Annotated in this window: 5 protein-coding genes; all 5 read left to right on the top strand. The window is 25.0% G+C overall.

What is annotated here, in order from left to right:
• Positions 1-166: 166 nt before the first annotated feature.
• The 5 genes from leuB (at position 167) to repA (ending at position 6,004) form a co-directional block, all read left to right on the top strand.
• A complete protein-coding gene (leuB, locus tag BUCICURV3402_RS02050) occupies positions 167-1,264 on the top strand; it encodes a 3-isopropylmalate dehydrogenase (RefSeq protein WP_172598555.1) in 1,098 nt (365 codons plus the stop codon).
• Positions 1,264-2,655, top strand: coding sequence for a 3-isopropylmalate dehydratase large subunit (leuC, locus tag BUCICURV3402_RS02055; RefSeq protein WP_154029438.1), 1,392 nt, complete (start codon positions 1,264-1,266; stop codon positions 2,653-2,655). Before leuB ends, leuC begins: the two co-directional genes overlap by 1 nt.
• Before the next feature lie 34 nt (positions 2,656-2,689).
• The gene (gene leuD, locus BUCICURV3402_RS02060; protein WP_154029439.1) at positions 2,690-3,307 is read left to right on the top strand and encodes a 3-isopropylmalate dehydratase small subunit; all 618 of its coding nucleotides are present in this window, start codon (positions 2,690-2,692) and stop codon (positions 3,305-3,307) included.
• A gap of 131 nt (positions 3,308-3,438) precedes the next feature.
• The gene (gene leuA, locus BUCICURV3402_RS02065; protein ID WP_154029440.1) at positions 3,439-4,983 is read left to right on the top strand and encodes a 2-isopropylmalate synthase; all 1,545 of its coding nucleotides are present in this window, start codon (positions 3,439-3,441) and stop codon (positions 4,981-4,983) included.
• 175 nt (positions 4,984-5,158) lie between these two features.
• Complete coding sequence (gene repA, locus BUCICURV3402_RS02070; protein ID WP_154029441.1) at positions 5,159-6,004, top strand: plasmid replication initiator RepA; 846 nt, start codon at positions 5,159-5,161, stop codon at positions 6,002-6,004.
• Positions 6,005-6,167: the final 163 nt, after the last annotated feature.

The following is a 6,167-nucleotide window of genomic DNA, read 5'->3' on the forward strand; positions in this document are numbered from 1 at the left end:
TTAGATGCATGTTGAAAAAAGATATATATGCTTCTTATAGAAATACATGCAAAATAACTTATAAAAAAAAAAAAAGAAAAAAATAAAGACACACTATATCTTATATAGTATACTTTAATACAATAAATTTTTTTATAAAAAGATTCTTAAGAAGGCAATAAAAAAAGTGAAAAATATATTTAATATAGCAATTCTACCTGGAGATGGGATTGGCCCTGAAGTTATGTCAGAGACATATAAAATTTTAGATGTTATAAATGAAAAATTTGATTTTAAGATAAAAACACATGAATTTGATATTGGAGGAATTGCATTTGATAAATTTGGAACTCCATTACCTAAAGAAACACTAGATGGATGTATAAAATCTGATGCAATTTTATTTGGTTCAGTAGGTGGAGAAAAATGGACATGTTTATCTCGTGATAAACAGCCCGAAACAGGCGCTCTATTGCCACTTAGACGATTTTTTAACTTATTCTTGAATATTAGGCCTATTAAATTAAATTTTGCTTTAAAACAGCTATCACCATTAAAAAAAGAAATAATAAAAGATGGTTTTGATATTTTATGTATTCGCGAGTTAATTGGAGGAATATATTTTGGATTACCTAAAGGTAGAAATACTTTTGATAAAAAAAATATTTCTGCTTTTGATACAGAAATTTATTCCACTAAAGAAATTGAGCGAATTGCTAATATTGCTTTTCAATTATCTTTAAAAAGAAGAAAACAAGTTTTTTCGATAGACAAAGCTAATGTACTAGAGAGTTCTTCTTTATGGAGAGAAGTTGTAACAAAAGTTTCTAAAAATTTTCCTGAAGTAAAATTAATTCATTTATATGTAGATAATGCTGCAATGCAAATTATCAAAAATCCTAATCAATTTGATGTAATTTTATGTTCAAATTTATTTGGTGATATTCTATCAGATGAATGTGCAATGTTAACAGGTTCTGTTGGTATGCTTCCTTCCGCCAGCTTAAATAAAAATTTTTTTGGTTTATTTGAACCTGCTGGTGGTTCAGCTCCAGACTTAAGAGGTAAAAATATAGCAAATCCTATTGCTCAAATTCTTTCTTTAGCATTATTATGCGAATACTCTTTAAAACTCAACTATGTAGCTCAATTTATTGAATTAGCAGTAATAAATACTTTAAAAAAAGGATATAGAACATTAGATATTTCTGATGGGAAAAATTATATTACAACCAATCAAATGGGTGATAATATTGCAAAAACATTATCTGAGATAATAAAATAATGAAAACAACATTATATCAAAAAATATTTAATTCACATTTAGTTCATGAAGAAAAAGATATTACACCAATTATTTATATTGATTTACATTTAATTCATGAAGTAACATCTCCACAAGCATTTGATGGATTAAGATTAAAAAATAGAACTGTTCGTAGGTCAAATCAAACCTTTGCAACCATGGATCATAATGTTTCAACATTATCAAGAGATATTAATTTATCTTCAGAAATGGCAAAAAAACAAATTAAAACATTAATAAAAAATTGTAAAGAATTCAATATTCCATTTTATGATTTAAATAATTTAAATCAAGGAATTGTACACGTAATAGGTCCAGAACAAGGAATGACTTTACCGGGAATGACTATTGTTTGTGGTGATTCGCATACTTCAACACATGGAGCATTTGGAACATTATCTTTTGGGATTGGTACTTCAGAAGTAGAACATGTTTTTGCTACACAAACTATATCTCAAAATCGTATGAAAAATATGAAAATTCATATTTATGGAAAACCAAAAGATAATATTTATTCTAAAGATATAATATTAAAAATTATTAATGAATTAGGTACTTCTGGTGGTGTAGGTTATGTAGTAGAATTTACAGGGCCAATTATTGAAAAAATGAGCATGGAAGGTCGTATGACGATTTGTAATATGGCTATTGAAATGGGTGCAAAATCGGGTATTATACAACCGGATTGTATTACTTATGATTATTTAAAAAATAAAAATTTTATTCCTAAAAATAGACCTTGGAAGGAATATATAAAAAAATGGAGTTATTTAAAATCAGGACCAGAATCTATTTTTGAAAAAAATTTCTCAATTAATATATCCAATTTATCTCCACAAATAACCTGGGGTACTAATCCATCTCAAGTAATTTCTATTACAGATAAAATTCCAGATTTAAATAGTTTTAATGATAAAAATTTATTAGAAGATACAAAAAGATCTTTAGAGTATATGGGATTAAAACCAGGCACCAGTTTAGTAAACATACCAGTAAATAAAGTATTTATTGGTTCATGTACAAATTCTCGAATTGAAGATTTACGAATTGTTGCATCAGTAGTAAAAAATAAATTTATAGCAAATAACATAGAAGCTTTAATTGTACCCGGTTCAGGTTTAGTGAAAAAACAAGCTGAAAAAGAAGGGTTAGACAGGATTTTTAAAAAATCTGGTTTTCAATGGAGACACGCTGGATGTTCTATGTGTTTGGGAATGAATGAAGATCAATTAAAACCAGGAGAAAGATGTGCTTCTACAAGTAATAGGAATTTTGAGGGCAGGCAAGGCGCTAATGGGAGAACTCATTTAATGAGCCCATGGTTAGCTGCACAGACAGCTTTATACGGTAAATTTGTAAACATTAATTAATGATTTCTTTTCATAAATTTTATAAAGATATTATATGAAACACTTTACTCAACATATTGGTTTTATAGCTCCTTTAGATATATCAAATGTAGATACTGATATAATTATTCCTAAACAATTTTTACAGAAAGTTAATAAAAAAGGGTTTGGTAAACATTTATTTCATAATTGGAGATTTTTAGATGAATTAGGAACAAAAGAAAATCCTAATTTTATATTAAATAAAAAAATTTATCGAAATTCTAGTATTCTATTAACTAGAAGTAATTTTGGGTGCGGATCTTCTAGAGAACATGCTGTTTGGTCTTTGTTAGATTATGGGTTTAAAGTAATAATTGGACAAAGTTTTTCAGATATTTTTTTAAATAATTGTTTAAATAATAGATTATTATTAATTTCTCTTCCTAAAAAGACAATAGATAAATTATTTTTTATAATCAAAAAAAAAAAAAATGTTATTTGTATGATTAATTTATTAAAAGAAAAAATTTTTATTGACAATAACAGTATTCCATTTTCAATTAATATAATACAAAAACAATGTATTATGTATAATTTTGATAACATTGATTTTACTTTAAAATATGAAAAAAAAATAGATTCATACGAAAAAAATAAATATCAATATTATTTTTTTACTAATAATTATTAATTTTTTTTTTAATTAATATTTTTCCCAATAAAATTCTTATATTAAAATATAAAAATTTTATTGGGTTTTATATAAAATTTTTTTATTACATATAATTTTGTTTTTTTTATTTTATTTTTTGGAGTATTAATATGAACAAAAAAATTATTATTTTTGATACAACGTTACGTGATGGTGAACAAGCGTTACAAGCAAGTTTAACCGTTAATGAAAAAATTCAAATTGCTTTAGCTTTAGAACGAATGGGAATAGATGTTATTGAAGCTGGATTTCCTATTTCATCTCCAGGTGATTTTAAATCAATACAATCTATTTCTCAAATAATTAAAAAAAGTAAAATTTGTAGTTTAGCTCGTTGTATGCCTAAAGATATTGATGTTGCAGCTCAAGCAATGGAAAAAGCAATAAATTTTAGAATACACCTTTTTCTAGGAACTTCCAATTTACATATATTCTCCAAATTAAAAAAAAGTTTTAACGAGATAATCGACATGGCTACTTCTTCTATTATAAGAGCTAAGAGATATACATCTGATATTGAGTTTTCTTGTGAAGATGCTGGACGCACATCATTGGATAATTTGTGTAGTATTGTAGAGGCTGTTATTGAAGCAGGAGCTACTACAATTAATATCCCTGATACTGTAGGATACACTACACCTACACAGTTTAAAAAAATAATTTCTACTTTATTTAATTCTGTTAAAAATATTAATCAAGCAATAATTTCAGTTCATTGTCATAATGATTTAGGAATGGCGGTAGGAAATTCTATTAGTGCAATTGAAGCTGGAGCAACACAGATTGAAGGGACAATTAATGGATTAGGTGAAAGAGCCGGAAATACTGCTTTAGAAGAAGTAATCATGGCTTTAAGTATACATAAAAAAAGATTTAAAAAATTCACTAATATAAATTTAAAAGAAATTTATAGAACTAGCAAAATAGTAAGTCAATTTTGTAATATGCCAATACCATTAAATAAAGCAATTGTAGGAAAAAATGCATTTTCACATTCTTCTGGGATTCATCAAGATGGTGTACTAAAAAATAGAGAAAATTATGAGATTATTAATCCAACTTCTATTGGATTAAATACTTGTAAGTTAAATTTAACTTCTCGTTCTGGAAGAGCTGCTATAGAACATCGTATGAAAGAAATGGGATATCAAAATAGTGATTATAATTTAAATGAATTATATATTGATTTTTTAAAATTGGCAGATAAAAAAGGACAGATTTTTGATTATGATTTAGAAGCTTTAGCTTTTTTTAAAAAACAACAAAATATTGAAGAATATTTTAAATTAGAATATTTTGATGTGCAATCTAAATTATCTGGTTTGTCTGTAGCTTCTATTATTTTAATGTGTGGTTCTCAAACCAATATTCAAAAAGCTACAACAAGTAATGGACCCGTTGATGCTATATATCAAGCTTTAAATAAAGCAACATTATATCCTATTATTTTAAAAAAATTTCATTTAGAGGCTAATGGTGAAGGGAAAGATGCATTAGGAAAAGTAGATATTGTAGTACAATATAAATTACGTAATTTTCATGGAGTTGGTTTGGCTACTGATATTATTGAAGCTTCTGCTCAAGCTATGATAAATGTATTAAATTATATTTGGAAATCTAAGCAAGTAGATAAAGAATTAGAAAAGAAAAAATAATATTTAATTAAATTAAAAAGTTAATTTATTTAATTTAAATAAAACAATAATTATTTTAAAGTTTTTTAGATTTCTATTTAATTTTTAATAAATTATATTAATTTTTTTATTAAAAATTATTTTATTTTATTGATGATTATCTATCATATTTGTGATAGTTTTAATGTGAGTATTTATGATAAAAAAAAAATATGTATATAATCCATATCCACAATTTATTCAACCAGAAAATCGTAAAAAACGTCCAGCTTTTATTAGATATGCTATGAAATGTGCAGCTCAAACAGATGTTGCTCGAAATGAAATTTATTATACTAATCAATTAAAACATCCTGTTACAGGATGTATTCTTCCGCCAAGAGTAAGACGTTTAAACGAACATCGCGCACGCGCTTTAAGAGCTATGGTTCAAGCTATGTTATATCATTTTAATATAGTTTCTACTTTAGTAATGGCTTCTGTAGAAAAATTATCAGATGTATGTGGTTTATCTACATATTCTAGTGCAGGAAATAAATCTATTACTAGAGCTTCAAGATTAATTACACAATTTATGGAACCTATTGGTTTAATTAGTTGTCAAAAAGTATGGGATAAAATTTTAAAAATGTATATTCCCAAAATTATTTTTTTAAAACCGCTTTTTTTTATGCTATTTAATATTTCTCAAAATAGACTGGAACATGTTAGGACAAAACAATTAAAATGGATAAATAGTCAGTTAGAAAAACAAGGGAAAAATAAAATAACATTTTTTGAAGCTGAAGAACAAGCAAAAGAAAGACATATTTATGCAGCGTTATTATCAAGAAAATCTAAACATACAATTCAAAAACAAAAAAATAAAGCAATTAAAATTCTACAATTAGAAGAAAAATATGCTCGTTCATATATTTTAAATAATTTAGTAAAAAAATACTCTATTAAAGAGCTTTGTAATATAGGATTAACTAGTTTAAAAAGAAAAGTAAATTATGAATATTTTAAGTTAATAAAATTAGCTAAAAATTCTATTCCTTAAATTTAAGTCAAAATTATTAGTAATATTTTTTATATGCTTAACTGCATAGGGGGGTTTTTTTTTTAAAAAAAATTTTTTATTCTTAAATATATTAAATTTTCTTATTTTATGTAATATTTCCACTTTTTAAATCTTTTTTAATAAAAAAAAATTTTTTAAAATA

It is taken from the genome of Buchnera aphidicola (Cinara curvipes) (assembly GCF_900698915.1).
Taxonomy (GTDB): domain Bacteria; phylum Pseudomonadota; class Gammaproteobacteria; order Enterobacterales; family Enterobacteriaceae; genus Buchnera_F; species Buchnera_F aphidicola_AY.

Bases quoted from the DNA above. Each gene is read 5' to 3' on its own strand.
- repA (WP_154029441.1), top strand. From the start codon at position 5,159: ATGATAAAAAAAAAATATGTATATAATCCATATCCACAATTTATTCAA.
- leuC (WP_154029438.1), top strand. From the start codon at position 1,264: ATGAAAACAACATTATATCAAAAAATATTTAATTCACATTTAGTTCAT.
- leuA (WP_154029440.1), top strand. From the start codon at position 3,439: ATGAACAAAAAAATTATTATTTTTGATACAACGTTACGTGATGGTGAA.
- leuD (WP_154029439.1), top strand. From the start codon at position 2,690: ATGAAACACTTTACTCAACATATTGGTTTTATAGCTCCTTTAGATATA.